Annotated in this window: 12 protein-coding genes; 9 read left to right on the forward strand and 3 right to left on the reverse strand. The window is 70.1% G+C overall.

Features of this window, described 5'->3' with window-relative positions; all coding sequences use genetic code 11:
• Positions 1 to 49: 49 nt before the first annotated feature.
• A complete protein-coding gene (locus tag KGQ19_RS26290) occupies positions 50 to 1,222 on the reverse strand; it encodes a pyridoxal phosphate-dependent aminotransferase (protein WP_212013026.1) in 1,173 nt (390 codons plus the stop codon).
• Positions 1,223 to 1,301: 79 nt separating this feature from the next.
• Here KGQ19_RS26290 and KGQ19_RS26295 point away from each other — a divergent pair, with 79 nt between their 5' ends.
• Both KGQ19_RS26295 and KGQ19_RS26300 read left to right on the forward strand, forming a co-directional pair.
• Positions 1,302 to 2,228 (forward strand): LLM class F420-dependent oxidoreductase, encoded by a 927-nt coding sequence (locus tag KGQ19_RS26295; RefSeq protein WP_212013028.1) that lies wholly within the window; start codon positions 1,302 to 1,304, stop codon positions 2,226 to 2,228.
• 42 nt (positions 2,229 to 2,270) lie between these two features.
• Positions 2,271 to 3,095 carry a pentapeptide repeat-containing protein gene (locus tag KGQ19_RS26300; RefSeq protein ID WP_212013035.1) on the forward strand — a complete coding sequence of 275 codons (825 nt, stop codon included), beginning with the start codon at positions 2,271 to 2,273 and terminating at the stop codon, positions 3,093 to 3,095.
• A gap of 51 nt (positions 3,096 to 3,146) precedes the next feature.
• Here KGQ19_RS26300 and KGQ19_RS26305 read toward each other — a convergent pair whose 3' ends face one another.
• A complete protein-coding gene (locus KGQ19_RS26305) occupies positions 3,147 to 3,902 on the reverse strand; it encodes a nucleotidyltransferase domain-containing protein (protein WP_212013037.1) in 756 nt (251 codons plus the stop codon).
• Positions 3,903 to 4,251: 349 nt separating this feature from the next.
• Here KGQ19_RS26305 and KGQ19_RS26310 point away from each other — a divergent pair, with 349 nt between their 5' ends.
• The 7 genes from KGQ19_RS26310 to KGQ19_RS26340 all read left to right on the forward strand — a co-directional run bounded on the left by KGQ19_RS26310 (position 4,252) and on the right by KGQ19_RS26340 (position 14,058).
• Positions 4,252 to 5,412: a sugar ABC transporter substrate-binding protein gene (locus KGQ19_RS26310; RefSeq protein ID WP_212013039.1), complete on the forward strand. Its 1,161-nt coding sequence runs from the start codon at positions 4,252 to 4,254 to the stop codon at positions 5,410 to 5,412.
• A gap of 233 nt (positions 5,413 to 5,645) precedes the next feature.
• Positions 5,646 to 6,614: an ATP-binding cassette domain-containing protein gene (locus KGQ19_RS26315; protein ID WP_413563212.1), complete on the forward strand. Its 969-nt coding sequence runs from the start codon at positions 5,646 to 5,648 to the stop codon at positions 6,612 to 6,614.
• A complete protein-coding gene (locus KGQ19_RS26320) occupies positions 6,611 to 7,927 on the forward strand; it encodes a sugar ABC transporter permease (protein ID WP_230419474.1) in 1,317 nt (438 codons plus the stop codon). The genes KGQ19_RS26315 and KGQ19_RS26320 overlap by 4 nt, the downstream gene beginning before the upstream one ends.
• Positions 7,928 to 8,019: 92 nt before the next feature.
• The gene (locus KGQ19_RS26325) at positions 8,020 to 9,294 is read left to right on the forward strand and encodes an ROK family protein (protein ID WP_212013043.1); all 1,275 of its coding nucleotides are present in this window, start codon (positions 8,020 to 8,022) and stop codon (positions 9,292 to 9,294) included.
• Between the two features lie 122 nt (positions 9,295 to 9,416).
• Positions 9,417 to 10,532 (forward strand): pyridoxal-phosphate-dependent aminotransferase family protein, encoded by a 1,116-nt coding sequence (locus KGQ19_RS26330; protein ID WP_212013046.1) that lies wholly within the window; start codon positions 9,417 to 9,419, stop codon positions 10,530 to 10,532.
• 73 nt (positions 10,533 to 10,605) lie between these two features.
• Positions 10,606 to 11,670 (forward strand): LysR family transcriptional regulator, encoded by a 1,065-nt coding sequence (locus tag KGQ19_RS26335; protein ID WP_307856513.1) that lies wholly within the window; start codon positions 10,606 to 10,608, stop codon positions 11,668 to 11,670.
• 255 nt (positions 11,671 to 11,925) lie between these two features.
• The gene (locus KGQ19_RS26340) at positions 11,926 to 14,058 is read left to right on the forward strand and encodes a serine/threonine-protein kinase (protein WP_212013048.1); all 2,133 of its coding nucleotides are present in this window, start codon (positions 11,926 to 11,928) and stop codon (positions 14,056 to 14,058) included.
• Between the two features lie 113 nt (positions 14,059 to 14,171).
• Here KGQ19_RS26340 and KGQ19_RS50020 read toward each other — a convergent pair whose 3' ends face one another.
• Positions 14,172 to 16,847 (reverse strand): GH92 family glycosyl hydrolase, encoded by a 2,676-nt coding sequence (locus KGQ19_RS50020; protein WP_307856514.1) that lies wholly within the window; start codon positions 16,845 to 16,847, stop codon positions 14,172 to 14,174.
• Positions 16,848 to 16,987 lie beyond the last annotated feature (140 nt).

Below are 16,987 nucleotides of genomic sequence, written 5' to 3' on the forward strand. Positions count from 1 at the left end.
CACCCCAACCGCAACCCGGCCCACAAACTCCAGCCCCACCGACGCGGCGCTACCCCCTCAACCGCCCCAACCGCCCCAACCGCTCCACAGCCTCAGCCAACACCTCGTCCCCCTTGCAGAACGCGAACCGCACCAAACTCCGCGCAGCCTCGGTGTCGTCGTAGAAGACCTGGTTCGGGATCGCGACGACCCCGCACCGCTGCGGCAGCTCCCGGCAGAACGCCGCGCCGTCCTTGTCGCTCAGTCCACTGATATCCGTCGTGACGAAGTACGTTCCGTCCGGCCGGAACACCTCGAACCCGGCCGCGCTCAGCCCGTCGGCCAGCAGATCGCGCTTGCGCTCCAGGTCGGAGCGCAGCGTCGTGAAGTACTGGTCCGGCAGGGCCAGTGCGGTTGCGGCCGCGTACTGGAACGGTCCGCTGGCGACGTAGGTCAGGAACTGCTTGGCGCTGCGGACGGCGGACACCAGGGCCGGGGGAGCGGTGACCCAGCCGACCTTCCAGCCGGTGAACGAGAACGTCTTGCCTGCTGAGCCGATCGTCACCGTGCGCTCGCGCATCCCCGGCAGGGTGGCCAGCGGAATGTGCTCGGGGCCGAACGTCAGGTGTTCGTAGACCTCGTCGGTGACGACCAGCAGGTCCCGTTCCCGTGCCAGCTGCGCGATCGCCTCCGACTCCGCGCGGGTGAGCACCATGCCGGTCGGGTTGTGCGGGGTGTTCAGCAGCAGCAGGCGGGTGCGGTCGGTGACGGCGGCGCGCAGTGCGTCCAGGTCGGGGCGGAAGTGCGGCGGACGCAGGGTCACCGGCACCCGCACGCCGCCGGCCATCGCGATGCAGGCCGTATAGGAGTCGTAATACGGTTCGAACGCCACTACCTCGTCGCCCGGTTCCAGCAGCGCCAGCAGTGCCGCCGCGATGGCCTCGGTGGCGCCGGCCGTGATCAGTACCTCGGTGTCCGGGTCGAAGTCCAGGCTGTAGAAGCGCTTCTGGTGCGCGGCGACGGCGGCCCGCAGTTCGGGGATGCCGGCGCCGGGCGGGTACTGGTTGCCGTGGCCGGCCAGTACGGCCTCGGCCGCTGCCCGCTTGATCTCCTCGGGCCCGTCGGTGTCCGGGAAGCCCTGGCCCAGGTTGATCGAGCCGGTGGCGACGGCCAGCGCCGACATCTCGGCGAAGATGGTGGTGCCCATCGGGGCCAGGCGGCTGTTGACGTAGGGCATGCGCATGCCGCCATCCTGCCGTACCGGTGGCGACCCGGCTCGTCAGGTGACCGGAAGCCTTGCCGGGTGTGCGAGGCTAGTCCCCATGGACTTGCGCATCTTCACCGAGCCCCAGCAGGGCGCCGATTACGACACTCTGCTCACCGTCGCCAAGGCCAGTGAGGACCTGGGCTTCGACGCGTTCTTCCGCTCCGACCACTACCTGAAGATGGGCTCCGTCACCGGGCTGCCGGGCCCCACCGACGCCTGGATCACCCTGGCCGGCCTGGCGCGGGACACCCGCCGCATCAAGCTGGGGACCCTGGTCTCCCCGGCGACCTTCCGGCTGCCCGGCCCGCTGGCCATCTCGGTGGCGCAGGTCGACGCGATGGCCGGCCCGGGCCGGGTGGAGCTGGGCTTGGGCACCGGCTGGTTCGGCGACGAGCACACCGCCTACGGCATCCCGTTCCCGGAGAAGCGGTTCGGCCTCTTCGAGGAGCAGCTGGAGATCATCACCGGGCTGTGGAACACCCCCGAGGGCCAGACGTTCGACTTCAAGGGCGAGCACTACACCCTCACCGACTCCCCAGCGCTGCCCAAGCCGGTCACCAAGCCGCACCCGCCGATCGTCATCGGCGGCGGCGGCCCGAAGCGGACCCCGCGCCTGGCCGCGCAGTACGCCGACGAGTACAACACCTCGTTCAAGTCCTTCGAGGACAGTGAGCAGCTGTTCGGCACCGTCCGCGAGGCCGTGGCGGCCAACGGCCGGACCCCGGAGTCGATGACGTACTCCGCCGCGCTGGTGGCCTGCGTCGGCCGGGACGAGGCCGAGATCGCCCGGCGCGCCGCCGCGATCGGCCGCGAGCCGGCCGAGCTGCGCGAGAACGGCCTGGCCGGCACCCCGGCCGAGGTCGTCGAGAAGCTGGGACGCTACGCGGGCATCGGCACGCAGCGCGTCTACATGCAGATCCTCGACCTGCAGGACCTGGACCACGTCGAGCTCATCGCCAACGAAGTGATGCGGCAGCTCTGAGCCCGGCCGGACAGCAGCCGCGAGAAATAGGTACGACCACACATGCCCAGCGCCGAGCGGACCGACCGCGCCGATCTGACGGCCGACTGCACGAACTGCTTCGCGCTGTGCTGCGTGGGACTGGCGTTCACGGCGTCCCAGGACTTCGCCATCGACAAGGCCCCCGGGACGCCGTGCCCCAACCTGGCCGCCGACGACCGCTGCTCGATCCACACCGGCCTGCGCGGTCGCGGCTTCCAGGGCTGCACCGTCTACGACTGCTTCGGCGCCGGCCAGCGGTTGTCCCAGGAGACGTTCGGCGGCGTGTCGTGGCGCGAGGCGCCGCACACCGCGCCGCAGATGTTCGCCGCGCTGCCGGTCCTGCGCCAGCTCCACGAGATGCTGTGGTACCTGGCCGAGGCCGAGACCCTGGCTTCGGCCTCGGCGCTGCGCACCGAACTCGGGTGGTCGGCCCAGGAGACCGAACGCTTGGCGCGACTTCCGATCAATAAGTTGTTAGCGCTCGATGTCGCCGCGCACCGGGTCGGTGTCAGTGAGCTGCTTTCCGAAGTCAGCGCCCTGGTTCGCGCCGGTGTCGGCGGAGGCAGGAAGAAGGACAGACGCGGCGCGGACCTGATCGGCGCCCGGCTGAAAGGCGCCGACTTATGCGGCGCCGACCTGCGGGGCGCCTATCTGATCGGCGCCGATCTTTCGGGGGCTGATTTACGGCGCGCGGATCTGATCGGCGCCGATCTGCGGGACGCGAACCTGGCCGGGGCCGATCTGACCGACGCGATATTCGTGACGCAGGCACAGGTCAACGCCGCGCGGGGGGATCAGAGCACGAAGATCCCGATCGGATTGACGCGGCCTTCGCACTGGGACTGATCGGCTTGGTCGGTCTGGTCGGACCGGTCGGCCTGATCAGGGCGACCGCCATCAGCCTTCTGTCAGCAGCGGCCTCAAACGCTCGGCCAGCGCCGGGTCATGCAGCAGCAGCTCCCGCTCAAAAGCCTCGACCGCGACCATCAGGGCCCGTCGAAGCTCGTCCGTATCGAGCGAGCGCACCAGCGTGCCGCGCAACGGTTCGCTCACCTCAGCCGGCAGCAGATGCGCGCCCTTGGCGTAGGCGGTCGGGTAGCCGAGCCGAAGGCATGCCAGGGCGATGATGTGGGTCCGGGCCTGCCCGATCCAGTGTTCGGCCTGCCAGTCCCGGCCGCGTTCGACGCAGGTGCGGGCGTGCAGGAGGTGGTGCCACGTCAGGCCGGTCTCCCGGGTCTCGGCGCCGGGGTTCGGTGTGGGCGTCCAGGCCTTATCGTCCGCGAAGTCGCCGAACACCGGCCGCCACGCCGGCCCGCGCCGCACCAACTCGCCCTCGGGATAGAAGTTCAGGTCCAGCTCCAACCCGTTCGGCAGCAGGAAGACCCGGATGAGCTGCGCCGTCCCGGTCGGCAGATCCCAGTGGTGGACGACGCCGGGCCCGGCCGCCAACCAGTCCGTCCAGCGCTCGGCCACCCCCGCGACCCCGGCCCGGGCCGCACCGTCGACGGTGAAAGCGACGTCGAGATCGGACCACCGATCGGCGTCGCCGGAGGCTGTGGAGCCCAGCAGCACGGCGCCGGTGACGTCCGGATCGGCTTCGGCCCGCTCGATCAGGGTCCTGAGAATCTGGTCGCGGTCGCTCGCAGTGAACATGGGCGAAACGCTAGTCGACCTGCTTCCGGTTCCCGGGGAGCCCGGGCCCGGAAGCCGTAGGCCACACCGGCGGGTGTCGGCCCGGCTACGGAACGGCATTCGCCGCCCGGCGCCCCACCGGCACCGGACCGCGGGCGTTGAGAGTTTTGAGGTCCGCGCCGTGACCCGCGCCCGGCTTCCGCCAGCGGGGCGATCGTCTACGTTGCCGTTTCGTAACGCGTTCATGGCGTATTCGTGTCCCCAAGTTCATGGCGATCATGGCAGATTCACGAATAGGTTTTCCGCGTCAACATATCGGCGGCGCCTCCCGGGGGTAGGCGACGTGCGGACCAGAAAGGGGCAAGCTCCAATGCGTAAGGCGATCCTCGTCGTCACCGCACTCGGCGTCGCAGTGACACTGAGCGCAGCCGGTTGCAGCAGCTCGAAGAGCAGCGGTAGCAAGAGTTCTTCCTCAGGAGGCGGCACTTCGACCGCCGCCAGCACCGGCTCCTCGAGCAGCAGCAGTGGCTCGATTCCCACGAGCTACAAGAACAACAAGGTCGGCGTCCTGCTGCCGGACACCAACTCCTCGCCGCGCTGGGTCAACTCCGACCCCAACGAGCTCACGGCGCAGTGTGCGAAGTACAACCTGAAGTGCGACATCCAGAACGCCAACGGCTCTGCCACCACGCAGACCTCCCAGGCGCAGTCGATGCTCAACGAGGGCGTCGGCGTCCTGATGATCGTCAACCTGGACTCCGGCTCGGCCAAGGCGATCGAGGCCCAGGCCCAGGCCAAGGGCGTCGTCACCATCGACTACGACCGGCTCACGCTCGGCGGTAGCGCGCAGTACTACGTCTCCTTCGACAACGTGGCCGTCGGCAAGCTGCAGGGCCAGTCCCTGGCCAACTGCTCGCAGGTCAAGGGCAAGTCCGCGGTCAAGTACGTCGAGGAGGACGGCGCCGCGACCGACAACAACGCGACGCTGTTCAAGCAGGGCTACGACAGCGTGCTGAAGGCGCTGCCCGGCTGGACCCTGGCCGGCGACCAGTCCGGTGCCTGGGACACCCCGGCCGGTACCGCGCAGTCGGTGTTCCAGAAGCTGCTGCAGGGCGCTCCGGACCTGAACGCGGTCATGGTCGCCAACGACGAGATGGCCAACGCCGTCATCACCGTGCTGAAGCAGCAGGGCCTGAACGGCAAGGTGGCCGTGTCCGGTCAGGACACCACGGTCTCCGGCATCCAGAACATCCTCACCGGCGACCAGTGCTTCACGATCTACAAGCCGGTCAAGGGCGAGGCCGACGTGGCCGTCCAGCTGGCCAGCCAGATCCTGTCCGGTCAGAAGCCGACCGCTCCGGCGACGGTCCACGACCCGACCGGCAACCGTGACGTGCCGTCCTACCTGGCGACCCCGGTCATGGTGGACAAGACCAACATCACCCTGCCCTTCACCGACGGCTACCAGAAGGCCGCCGACGTCTGCACCGGCTCCTTCCAGGCGCTGTGCACCGCGGCCGGCATCAAGTAGGCAGCTGCCCCGACTCGCGGCCGCAGCACCGGGTTCCCAATCCCCGGTGCTGTCGGCCGCCGGTCTCCAGCGCTCCGCGGGAGCTCTGAAATCCCCTGCGAAGCCCATGGAACGACCGCGAACCGGCGGTCGGTCCCGCAAGACCGTTCGGGCTCGACCGCTCTGGCTCGACCGTTCGATTGCTGGGCGTCATGAGTTGAGAGAGGTGTGAGGTGACGGAAACCACCACGTCCGTGACACCCCGGACGACGGGATCGGGCGAGCCGATCCTGAAGTTGCGGGCGATCAACAAATCCTTCGGCCCGGTCCACGTCCTGCAGGACGTCGACTTCGAGGCCCACGTCGGCGAGGTCACCGCGCTGGTCGGCGACAACGGCGCCGGCAAGTCGACGCTGGTGAAGTGCATCGGTGGCACGTACTCCATCGACAGCGGCGAGTACCTGTTCGAGGGTGCGCCGGTCAAGGTGCACGACCCGCGCGACGCGGCCTCGCTGGGCATCGAGATCGTCTACCAGGACCTCGCGCTGTGCGAGAACCTGGACATCGTCGCCAACATGTTCCTGGGCCGCGAGCGGGTCTCCGGCTGGCGCACGCTCGATGAGAACACCATGGAGCGGATGGCCGGCGAGACCCTTTCCGGGCTGTCGGTGCGCACCGTGAAGTCCCTGCGCCAGCAGGTCTCCAGCCTGTCCGGCGGTCAGCGGCAGACGGTCGCGATCGCCAAGTCGGTGCTGTGGAACTCCAAGGTGGTCATCCTCGACGAGCCGACCGCCGCGCTGGGTGTGGCCCAGACCGCGCAGGTGCTGGAACTGGTGCGCCGGCTGGCCGACCGCGGCCTGGCCGTCATCCTGATCTCGCACAACATGCGCGACGTGCTCGAGGTCGCCGACCGGATCGTGGCGCTGTACCTGGGCAAGACCGCCGCGCAGGTCCAGCGGGCCGACGTGACGCAGACCCAGATCGTCGAGCTGATCACGGCCGGGCACTCCGGGACCATGGGCCTGGTGCCCGCTACCAACGGCAATGGAAACGGCAACGGCAACGGCAACGTGGCCCAGGTGGTCGAGGCACTCGGCATCGCCGACGAGCCGGCCGCAGCCGCCGACACCGCAGTCGCCGACGCCGTAGCCGCCGACGCGGAAGCGGCGGCCGGCACCGAGGAAACAGACGGAACCGACGGGGTTCAGGGAGCAGCCGAATGAGCACCCAGCCTGCCACCGAGAACAAGCCCAGTCCCGTCCAGGACGCGGTCCCGCCCGCCAAGGCGGCCACAACGCTGCTGGGCTACGGCCGCGAGCGCGTCGAGCGGGCCCGCGGCGGGGAGATGGGCTCGCTGCCCGCCGTCGCCGGCCTGATCGTCCTGGTCGTCTTCTTCTGGATCGTGCAGCCCGGCTTCCTGTCGCTGTACAACATCGCCAACCTGGTCACCCAGGCGGCGCCGATCATCATCTTGGCCATGGGCCTGGTGTTCGTGCTGCTGCTCGGCGAGATCGACCTGAGCGCCGGCACCGCCTCCGGTGTGTGCGCGGCCCTGATGGCCGTGATGATCGTGCGGCACAACATGGCGTGGTACTTCGCGGTGCTGCTCGCCGTCATCACCGGCGCGGTCCTCGGGTTCCTGATCGGGTGGCTGCGCGCCAAGGCGCGGATCCCCTCGTTCGTCGTCACCCTGGCCGCGTTCCTGTCCTTCCAGGGCATCGTGCTGATGCAGGTCGGCAAGGCCGGCTCGGTCTCGCTGCCGGACCAGGCCGCCAAGCCGATCATCACGCTCGAGGGCTACAACAACAACCTGATGCCGCTGTGGCTGGGCTGGGTCATGCTGGCCGTGGTGGCCGGCGGCTACGCCCTGGTGAAGCTGCGCATCGCGGTCAGCCGTCGGTCCGCGGGCCTGGAATCCGAGCCCACCCTGGTGACCGTCGCCAAGACCGTCGCCATGGTGATCCTCGGCGCGATCTTCGTCTACGTCCTGGGCGAGAACCGGGCCATCCAGCAGAACGCGTTCTTCAACAACCTGAAGATCGAGGGCATCCCCTGGGTCGTCCTGCTGCTGATCGTCCTCACCGTCGGGCTGACCTTCATCCTCAGCCGCACCCGCTACGGCCGGCACGTCTACGCCGTCGGCGGCAACGACGAGGCCTCGCGCCGCGCCGGTATCCGGGTCGACCGGATCCGCATCTCGGTGTTCGTCGTCTGCTCCCTGCTGGCCGCGGTGGCCGGCATCGTGCAGGCCTCGCAGCTGGAGTCGGTGGCCTCGAACTTCGGCGCCGGCAACACCCTGCTGCTGGCCGTCGGCGCGGCCGTGATCGGCGGCACCAGCCTGTTCGGCGGGCGCGGCCGGATCATGGACGCGGTCTGGGGCGGGCTGGTCGTGGCCGTCATCCAGAACGGCATGGGCGACCTGATCAAGGGAGCCAACAGCCAGGCCTGGCAGTGGATCGTGACCGGGCTGGTGCTGCTGTTGGCAGCCGGGTTCGACGCGGCGTCCCGCCGGGTCGGCGGGGCCGACTCGCGCTGAGGGCCGTGAAAGGCGCCAGTCTCGGCCGCTGATGGCCGAGACTGGCTGGAACCGGCCCAAACGCGTCGGAAACGCGCAGCGAGGAGAGAACCATGAGGGCCCGCAAGGGGTTCGCCTACGGAGTGACCCAGGAGGAGCTGCGCCGGCACAACCTGTCGACTCTCTTGCGTTACGTCCACGAACACGGACCGACCTCGCGGGCCGTGCTCACCGCCAGCATGAGCCTGAACCGCTCGACGATCGGCGCGCTGACCGCCGACCTGACCTCGGCCGGGCTGGTCCAGGAGGAACTGCCCGGCCGGCACCTCGGGGCCGGCCGGCCCTCGCTGGTCGTGGTCCCCAGGGCGCCGCACGTCTTCGCGCTCGCCTACGAGATCGGCGTCGACTTCCTGGTCGCCGCCCGGGTCGGGCTCGGCGGCCAGGTCCTGGACCGGCGCGAGCTGTACCGCCCGCGCGGCGACTACGACATCGAAGACGTGATGGGCCACCTGGAACGGTTCACCGGCGAACTCCTGTCCTCCGGTGACATCCCGTCCGACGCCCTGTGCGCCGGAGTCGGCGCGGCGGTTCCGGCCGCCGTCCGCTCCACCGACGGGATGCTCCGCTTCGTGCCCAACATGAACTGGGACGACTGGGGCGACGCCCCGCTCGGCGACATCCTGCACCGGCGGCTGGTGGAGACCTTCGGGATCCGCGCGCCGGTGGCCGTGGCCAACGACGCCGACCTCGGCGCGCTGGCCGAACGCACCCGCGGCGCCGCGATCGGCTGCGACGACGTGGTGTACCTGGTCGGCGAGGTCGGCGTCGGCGCCGGGGTGATCGCCGGCGGCGAGGCCATGTCCGGCCACGACGGCTACGCCGGCGAGGTCGGCCACATGGTGGTCAACCCCTCGGGCCGGCTGTGCCGCTGCGGCGCGCGCGGCTGCTGGGAGACCGAGATCGGCGAACCGGCGATCCTGGCCGCCGCCGGCCACGCCGACGGCCGCCGGGCCACGGTCGCCGAACTGGTCGCCGAGGCCGCGGCCGGGGATGAGAAGTCGGTGCGGGCGCTGGAGCACATCGGCGGCTGGATCGCGCTGGGCGTGGCCAACATAGTGACGGTGTTCAACCCGAGCATGGTGATCTTCGGCGGGCTGTTCGGGGACCTGTTCCCGGCCGTCGAGGGACAGATCCGGGCGAACCTGCTGTCCGGCAGCCTGGGCGTGGTGCGCGAGGGCGTGCGCCTGGTGACGCCGGGACTCGGTGCGGACTCGACGCTGATCGGCGCGGCGGAGAAGGCGTTCCAGCCGTTGCTGGCCGACCCGCTGGGGTTCGTGCAGGAGGAGGCGCGCCGCGGCGGCGCCCGGTCCGGCGCCGAAGCGAGCTGAGGCGGGGCTGACGCTTCCCCGTCGGGAAAGCGCGATCCCCGGCGCCACCACGGTTTCGGCTATGGCCGCCATGCCGGAACGGCCATCGCGCGGTCCATGATCGCGCGCCTAGCCTGAGCTTTATGACTGCGAACCCCGGCGGCTCTCTCGTTCTTCTCAACCCCGGTCCGGCGTGCACCTCCGACCGAGTCCGCGCCGCCCTCGGCCGCGGCGACTGGTGTCACCGTGAGCCGGAGTTCTCCGAGCTGCTGGCCTCGATCCGGTCCGGCCTGACCCGGGTGCTGAACGTCGCCGACACCCATGAGGCGATCGTCGTCACCGGCTCGGGCACCTCCGCGATGGAGATGGCGGTGATCAGCGCGGTGCGCGCCGACCGCTCGATCCTGGTGGTCCGCAACGGTGTCTACGGCGACCGGCTGGCCGGGATCGCCGAGGTCCACGGGATCACGGTGCACTCGGTCGGCGGTGCGTGGACCGATCCGGCCGACCCGCAGGCCGTGCGGGCGGCGCTGGCCGAGCACCCGGACGTGGACGCCGTCGCGGTGGTCCAGCACGAGACCACCACCGGCCTGGTCAACCCGGTCGGGGCCATCGGCCGGATCGCGCGGGAGGCCGGGGTGCTGATGGTGGTGGACGCGATCAGTGCCACCGCGATCGAGGACGAGGGCCACGAGGACCTGAACGCCGACATCATCTGCGGCACCGCGAACAAGGGGCTGCACGGGCTGCCCGGCATCTCGTTCATCCTGTGCTCGCACCGGGGGATCGAGCGCCTTCAGGAGGTACCGGTCCGCTCGCTGTACCTGAACGCGGACACCTACCTCACCGGCCAGCGCAAGGGCGACGTCCCGTTCACGCCGGCGGTCCAGGTCTGCTTCGCCCTCGACGAGGCGATCAGGGAGTTGGAGGAGCGCGGGGGCGTCGCGGCGCGGGTGGCGGAGTACAAGGAACGGGCCGCGTTGGTGCGGGCCGGCCTGGCCCGCCTGGGCTTGGAGGTCCTGATCCCGGCCGAGCACCGGTCCAACTCGATCTCGATGATCTATCTGCCGGAAGGCATCTCCTACCCGGAGCTGCACGACGCGCTGAAGGCCGATGGCTTCGTCATCTACGCCGGGCAGGGCGACCTGGCGAAGACGTTCTTCCGGGTCGCCACGATGGGAGAGCTGCCGCTGTCGACGCTGGAGAGGTTCCTGACCTCGCTGGAAACGGCCATCTCCAAGATCCGCGCCGGTCGCTGAGCGGCCGCGCGTTGTTAACCCGGCGGATTAGGCTGACGGTCACGGGGCAGGGAGCGTGGGAAGTGGATTCACCGTGACGCAGCTGAACTTGCACCGCTTGTCGATCTTCATGACCGTGGTCGAGACCGGCGGCTTCTCGGCCGCCGCGCAGAAGCTCTACATGAGCCAGCCTTCGGTCTCCAACCACGTCCGCAACCTCGAGCAGTCTCTCCAGACCACCCTCATCGACCGCTCGGGCCCTCGCATCCGCCCCACGGCCGAGGGCGAAGTGCTGGTCGAGTACGCCCGCCGCGTCTTCCTGCTCACCGAGGAAGCGGTCGCGGCCATCCGCGAGGTCTCCGGGGTCCAGACCGGCCGCCTGGAAGTAGGCGGCACCACCACGGTCGGCACCTACCTGCTGCCGCACCTGCTGGCCCGCTTCCGCGACCGCCACCACAACATCGAGTGCGACATTGTTGTCGGCAACAACGGACTCATCGTGAAGCGCCTCCTGGACGGCGAACTCGGCCTGGCGATTGTCGCCGGCCAACCCGGAGCGCCCCAGCTGAAGACCGAGACCGTCCTGGACGAACGCCTGCTCCTGGTCGCCGCCCCCGGCCACCACCTGGCCAAGACCGGCACCGTCAGCCCCGCCGACCTGGTCGGCGAGCGCTTCCTGCTGCGCGAACCCGGCTCCCAGACCCGCGACCTCCAGGAGGCGGCCCTGATCGGCTGGGACCTGGACGACATGGCCAAGGCCGACATGTGGGGCCCGGAGACCATCAAGCAGTCGGTCGCCGCGGGCCTGGGCATCAGCCTGATCTCCGAGCACGCCATCGACGCCGAGGTCCGCGACGGCCGCCTCGCCGTCCTGGAGGTGGACCCGCCGCTGCGCTCGCGCCCGGTGGTGATCGCCTACCGGCGCGACCGGCTGCTGTCGCCGGCCGAGCGCGCGTTCCTGGGGCTGGTGCGCGGGCTGCGGACTTGGCCGGGGAGCGGGGTCGGTGGTGCGGGGGCTGGGAGCGGGGACCCGGCCGGGATCGGCACCGAGACCGGGGCTGAGACTGAATCTGGACCCGGACTTGCGGCTGAGACTGAGACTGAGACTGAGTCCGGGGCCGGGACTGAGGCCGATCCCGAGCCCGGCGCGCGCGGCTGACCTCGCTGGAAAGACGCGTGGTGCGGACTACGGCTGGACCGGACATGCGCGGGTGTTCGGGATCTGCACGGAGGTCGAAGGCGTGCCTCGGACTGGGACCGCGGGGAAGGCGATCTCTGGCAGCGGTGATAGGTGAGGCTGTAGGTCGCACTAAGCGCGGGTTGCGCCCGTTCCACGGCGGTTGATGACCACGATCATGCCCATCATCGGTATGGTAACCATCTGATCGTCAGTCGCAGAACGGGATGGGGGCCGATGACGATGCAGATGCTTGGTGCCGGGGACCCGCACCGGATCGGACCTTACGTCCTGACCGGTCGGCTGGGAGCCGGCGGTATGGGCAGTGTCTACCTGGGCTGGGATCCGGCCGGTAGACCGGCCGCGGTGAAGGTGGTCCGCAACGACTTCCTGCAGGACCCCGACTTCCGGGCCCGCTTCCGCCGCGAGATCTCCTCGGCGCGCCGGGTGAGCGGGCCGTGGATCTCCCGGGTGCTGGACGCCGACCCGGACGCCGAGTCGCCGTGGCTGGCCACCGAGTACGTCGCCGGGCCCACGCTGGACGCCGCCGTCAACCGGTTCGGGCCGCTGCCCACCGAGACCGTCGCGGTGCTGGCGCAGTGCCTGGGCCAGGCGCTGGAGGCTGTGCACGCGGCCGGTGTGGTGCACCGGGACATCAAGCCCAACAACATCCTGCTGGCCGCCGACGGTCCGCGGATCATCGACTTCGGCATCGCCCGCGCCACCGACGACACCAAGCTCACCGCGACCCACGCCGGCGTCCTCGGGGTGGCCGGCTTCATCGCGCCGGAGCGCATCGAGCGCCAGGCGATGCTGCCGGCCGGCGACGTCTTCGCCGGCGGCGTGGTGCTGGCCTTCGCGGCCACCGGCAAGCTGGCGTTCGGCAGTGGCGAGCCGGTCACGGTCGCCTACCGGGTGGTGCACGCCGAGCCGGATCTGGCCGAGCTGCCCGAGGAGCTGCGGCCGCTGGTGGCGCAGTGCCTGGCCAAGGACCCGGCGCAGCGGCCGGACGCTGTGCGGATGGCCGACGAGGCCGCGCGGCTGCGCGGCGCCAGCGACTGGCCCGGCGTACCGATGTCCCTGACCGACTGGTCCGGCGGCGGCACCACCGGCGACACGCTGGAGCTGGCCACGAGCTGGCTGCCCAAGCCGTTGGCCATGCACACGGTGCGGGACTACGACCTGACGGCGGCGCACGCGGCGGCCGAGACCGCGCGGCTGAACGTGCACAACGACCCGCGGTTCGCCGGCGGGGCCGCGGGTGCGAGCGCGGGTTCCGGTCCGGGTGGCGCCGCTACTCCGAGCGGGCCTCGCGGTTCGGGTGGTTCGGGCGGTTCGGGTGGACCGGGAGTTTCGGGCGGCGCGGCCGGTTTCGGCGTCGACTTCGGTCCCGGTGCCGACGCCGGTGCCGGTGCCGGCGGTCTCACCGGTGCCGCGCACAACGCCGCCGGTTTCGGCGACATGTCCGGGCGCGACGGTTCCGGTGGTCCTGGCGGTCCCGGCGGCCCGGGCGGTCCTGGTGGCCCCGATGGCCCGTACGCTCCGCACGGCCAGCGACCGCCGCGCCGCTCCGGCGACACCGAGCAGCTGCCCGAGCGCCGCAAGAAGCCCGCCCTGCTCATCGGCGGGGCTGCGGTGGCCGTCGTCGCGGTGGCGGTCGGCGTCGTCGCGTTCGCCTCCGGCGGCAGCAAGTCGAACCCGTCGGCACAGGGCAACGGCGCGAACGCGGCGGCCTCCCAAAGCATGTCCGGCAAGGACGGCGGGGACCTCCCGGGCGGCGCCGCCTCGAAGCCGGGCGATGCGTTGCCGACCTCAGGCGGCGCCCCGCCCGCCGGGAGCAGTACCAGCTCGGCCTCCGGATCCGCGCCCGCGCAGGGCGGTCCGACGGGTCAGGGGCAGTCCTCGTCGTCGGCCCAGCACACGTCCGCGGCCTCGTCGAGCGCCCCGGCCTCGCACACCACCTCGCAGGCGCCGCCGCCCACGCACAGCAGTGTCGTCGCCCCGCCGGCTTCGACGTCGCAGCAGGCCCCGGCGCCGGCCGCCGTGCCGTGCGGCGGCTCGGTCTCGACGTCGCAGGGCACGGGGATCAACTGCGGGTTCGACACCGGCGGCAGCGGCTCCCCGGTGGTCGACAGCGGTGGCTCCACCCTCGGCTACATCCCCGCGGGCACGAACTGGGTGATCTGTCAGGCCCAGGGCAGCACCGTGCACCAGGGCCAGTACTACAACAACTGGTGGGCCTGGACTGAGGCCAACGGCGCCGGCAAGAACTGGGGCTGGGTCAACGCCGTCAACGCGCACGGCGGCGACAACAACGGCGCCTACGGCAACGTCCCGATGTGCAACGGCAGCCACGGCTCGGCGCCGTAGACGCGAGGGAGTACAGCATCAGGGGCCTGGTTCACATGAACCAGGCCCCTGATTACGTCACATCACGTCGCATCACGTCACATCACAGAGCGAACAGCACGCTCAGCGCGGGCTCATGACGGCAACTTCCACACCTGGGCAGGCGTGTTGTCACACGTGTAGATCTGCAACTGCGTCCCGTCCGTCGTGGTGCTGTTCGGATCGTCCAGGCACTTGCCGGACTGCGGGTTCACCAGCGATCCGTTGGACTGTGGCTGCCACACCTGCGAACCGGTCTGGTTGCAGGTGTACCGCTGCACCAGCGTCCCGTTGGTGGTGCCGCCCTGGCTGACGTCCAGGCAGCCGCCCATGATGCCCAGGCTGCCGTCGGAGCGCACGGTGAACTGCTGCGCGACCGAGTTGTTGCAGGTGTAGAGCTGGACCTTGGTGCCGTCGGTGGTGCCGCGGTCGCTGTCGTCCGCGCACTTGCCGGCGATCCCGGAGACCAGCGGGCCGGTGCCCGGCAGGGTGCTGTCGTCGTACGACGGCGGCGCGTCGCCGGCCCCGGAGCCCCAGGTCGACGGCGAGGAGCCGAGGGTGAAGTTCAGCGTGACGCCGGACTTCCAGCTCGCCGCCGGCAGCCAGGTGTGGGTGCTGGCCGTGCCGTTGACGGTGAGCGACTGCACGTAGTAGTTGCTCGCCGAGGCGGCCGGGGCGTTGATGGCGACGGTGTTGCCGGAGTCCAGGTGGATGGCGATCTGCGTGAACAGCGGGCTGTTGAACGCCAGGTCCGCGCTGCCCGGGGTCACCGGGTACATGCCCAGCGCGCCCCAGACGTACTGGGCGGACATGGTGCCCAGGTCGTCGTTGTTCGGGAAGCCGGCCGGAGTGTCCTGATACAGCTGGTTCTCGACCCGGTTCACGACCGACTGGGTGTGTGAGGGCTCGCCGGTCCAGTCGTAGAACCAGGGGGTGCCCAGGTCCACCTCGTTGGACAGGAAGGACTGGTCGGGCTGGTCGCTGTTGGAGCTTTGGAAGTAGTAGTCCAGATCGGCGTTGATCGTGCTGTTCCCGCCGTAGAGCGCGGCCAGGGCCGGCTGGTCGAAGCCGACGTCGAAGCGGTTCTGCGCGGCCGTGGACTCGGTGAAGCCGGTCGTGGTCGAGGTGGTGATGCTGTCGAAGGTGCCGTTGCTCTGCTGGGGGTTCAGCAGGTCGTTGGCCGGGTTGAAGATGTGCTTCCAGTTGTTGGCCCGGACGTTGAACTTGGTGGCGTCGGTCGAGTCGCCCATGGAGTTGGCGAAGCGGGACAGCGCGAAGTCGGCGTTGTCGTATTCGATGAGGCTGGAGGCCGTGTCGCGCACGTTGCAGCAGCCCAGCGCCGAGGTGTAGAGGTCGGACGGCAGGTAGCCGTAGAGGTTCTCCAGCGAGGTGCCGCGGCGCACGTTGTTGTCGGTCGTGGCCTCGGTGAGCATGTCGGACAACGCGGTGGAGGTGTCGAAGTTCGTGCCGCCGAACGCGTAGTAGTTCGAGATCGCGGCCGTGGCCGGGTCACCGTCCATGACCCAGTTGTAGAAGTTCATGAAGCCCCACTGCGGGAAGGTCCCGCCCTGGGCGTAGTCGTTGACCAGGGATTGTGCCGCGTCGGAGGCGACCGAGGGGTCGAGCATCGCCTCGAGTTGGGTCTGGCCCTTGTAGACGTCCCAGCCGGAGAACTGGTCGTACTGCGGATGGCCGGCCGGCGCGGTGTGCACGGCGTTGTCGAAGCCCATGTACTGGCCGTTGACGTCGGTCACCGTGTTCGGGTGCAGCAGCGCGTGGTAGAGCGAGGTGTAGAACAGCTGCTGCTGGCTGGCGGTGCCGCCGGCTATCTGGACCTTGCCCAGCTGGGCGTTCCAGGCGTTGTGCGCGGCGGTGTGGACCGCGTCGAAGTCGAACCCCGAGTTCTCGGCCGCCAGGTTGGCGGTGGCGTTCGCGGCGCTCACGTAGGACAGTCCGACCTTGGCCTGCACCACATGGTTGGAGCTGGCGTCGAACTGCAGGAACACCGAGTTCGGGCCGGGCTGGCCGGACTCGGTGACGATCTGCGAGGCCGAGGTGAACGGCTGGTCGAAGACCATGTCGAAGTGCAGCGTGTAGCTGCCGGCCTCGCCGCAGAAGCCGCCGGAGGTCGCGGTGCCGACCACCTCGTCGTTCCCGACGAGCTGCGCGCTGGAGGCGCTGGTGCCGTTCTGGCTGTCCAGCAGTTTGAGCAGGACGTCGGCCTGGTTGGTGGCCGGGAACGTGAACCGGGCCATGCCGGTGTGCGCGGTGGCGGTCAGCTCGGTCTTGATCGGGGTCGAGCCGGTGTCCACGGTGTAGTAGCCGGCGTTGCCGACCTCGGTGCCGTGGTCGATCGACTGGTCGTAGGAGCCCGGGTCGCCGGAGGGCAGCCCGCCGGTCAGCGGCAGAATGGGCACGTCGCCCATCGCGCCGCAGCCGGGGCCGGACACGTGGGTCAGCGAGAAGCCGCGGGTCTGGGGGTCGCTGTAGTCGTAGCCGCCGCCGGCGTTGCGGTCGCTCACCGAGTCCGGGCTCCACTGGACCATGCCGAACGGCGCGTCCGCGCCCGGGAAGTCGTTGCCGCCGCCGGAGGTCATCACCAGCGTGTTGACCGTGGAGGCGGGATCGGAGACGAAGGCGGGGTGCGAGCTGGCGTGTGCGGCGCCCGCCGACAGCCCGGTGGTGCCCAACGTGGCCGCGGCGACCAGGGCACCTGTCGATATCAGGGAACTGAGGCGCAGACCGCGCCTGGTGTGGGATGGACCGGTCACGGTGTCTCTTCTCTCGAGGCGATGGCAGATTCGAGGATTCGCGAGCATTGTGAACGTTCACAGACATCGGGGATTGTCTGGCCCCTGAGAAGGGATGTCAATGGGGCGCCTTACTGAATCACGGATGGTAACGTTAACCA

The sequence above is a fragment of the Catenulispora pinistramenti genome, from assembly GCF_018274385.1.
Lineage (GTDB): Bacteria > Actinomycetota > Actinomycetes > Streptomycetales > Catenulisporaceae > Catenulispora > Catenulispora pinistramenti.

What these genes read in the sequence shown, in the direction of transcription:
- KGQ19_RS26290 (WP_212013026.1), bottom strand. Translation starts at nt 1,222, where the DNA reads ATGCGCATGCCCTACGTCAACAGCCGCCTGGCCCCGATGGGCACCACC.
- KGQ19_RS26295 (WP_212013028.1), top strand. Translation starts at nt 1,302, where the DNA reads ATGGACTTGCGCATCTTCACCGAGCCCCAGCAGGGCGCCGATTACGAC.
- KGQ19_RS26300 (WP_212013035.1), top strand. Translation starts at nt 2,271, where the DNA reads ATGCCCAGCGCCGAGCGGACCGACCGCGCCGATCTGACGGCCGACTGC.
- KGQ19_RS26305 (WP_212013037.1), bottom strand. Translation starts at nt 3,902, where the DNA reads ATGTTCACTGCGAGCGACCGCGACCAGATTCTCAGGACCCTGATCGAG.
- KGQ19_RS26310 (WP_212013039.1), top strand. Translation starts at nt 4,252, where the DNA reads ATGCGTAAGGCGATCCTCGTCGTCACCGCACTCGGCGTCGCAGTGACA.
- KGQ19_RS26320 (WP_230419474.1), top strand. Translation starts at nt 6,611, where the DNA reads ATGAGCACCCAGCCTGCCACCGAGAACAAGCCCAGTCCCGTCCAGGAC.
- KGQ19_RS26325 (WP_212013043.1), top strand. Translation starts at nt 8,020, where the DNA reads ATGAGGGCCCGCAAGGGGTTCGCCTACGGAGTGACCCAGGAGGAGCTG.
- KGQ19_RS26330 (WP_212013046.1), top strand. Translation starts at nt 9,417, where the DNA reads ATGACTGCGAACCCCGGCGGCTCTCTCGTTCTTCTCAACCCCGGTCCG.
- KGQ19_RS26340 (WP_212013048.1), top strand. Translation starts at nt 11,926, where the DNA reads ATGACGATGCAGATGCTTGGTGCCGGGGACCCGCACCGGATCGGACCT.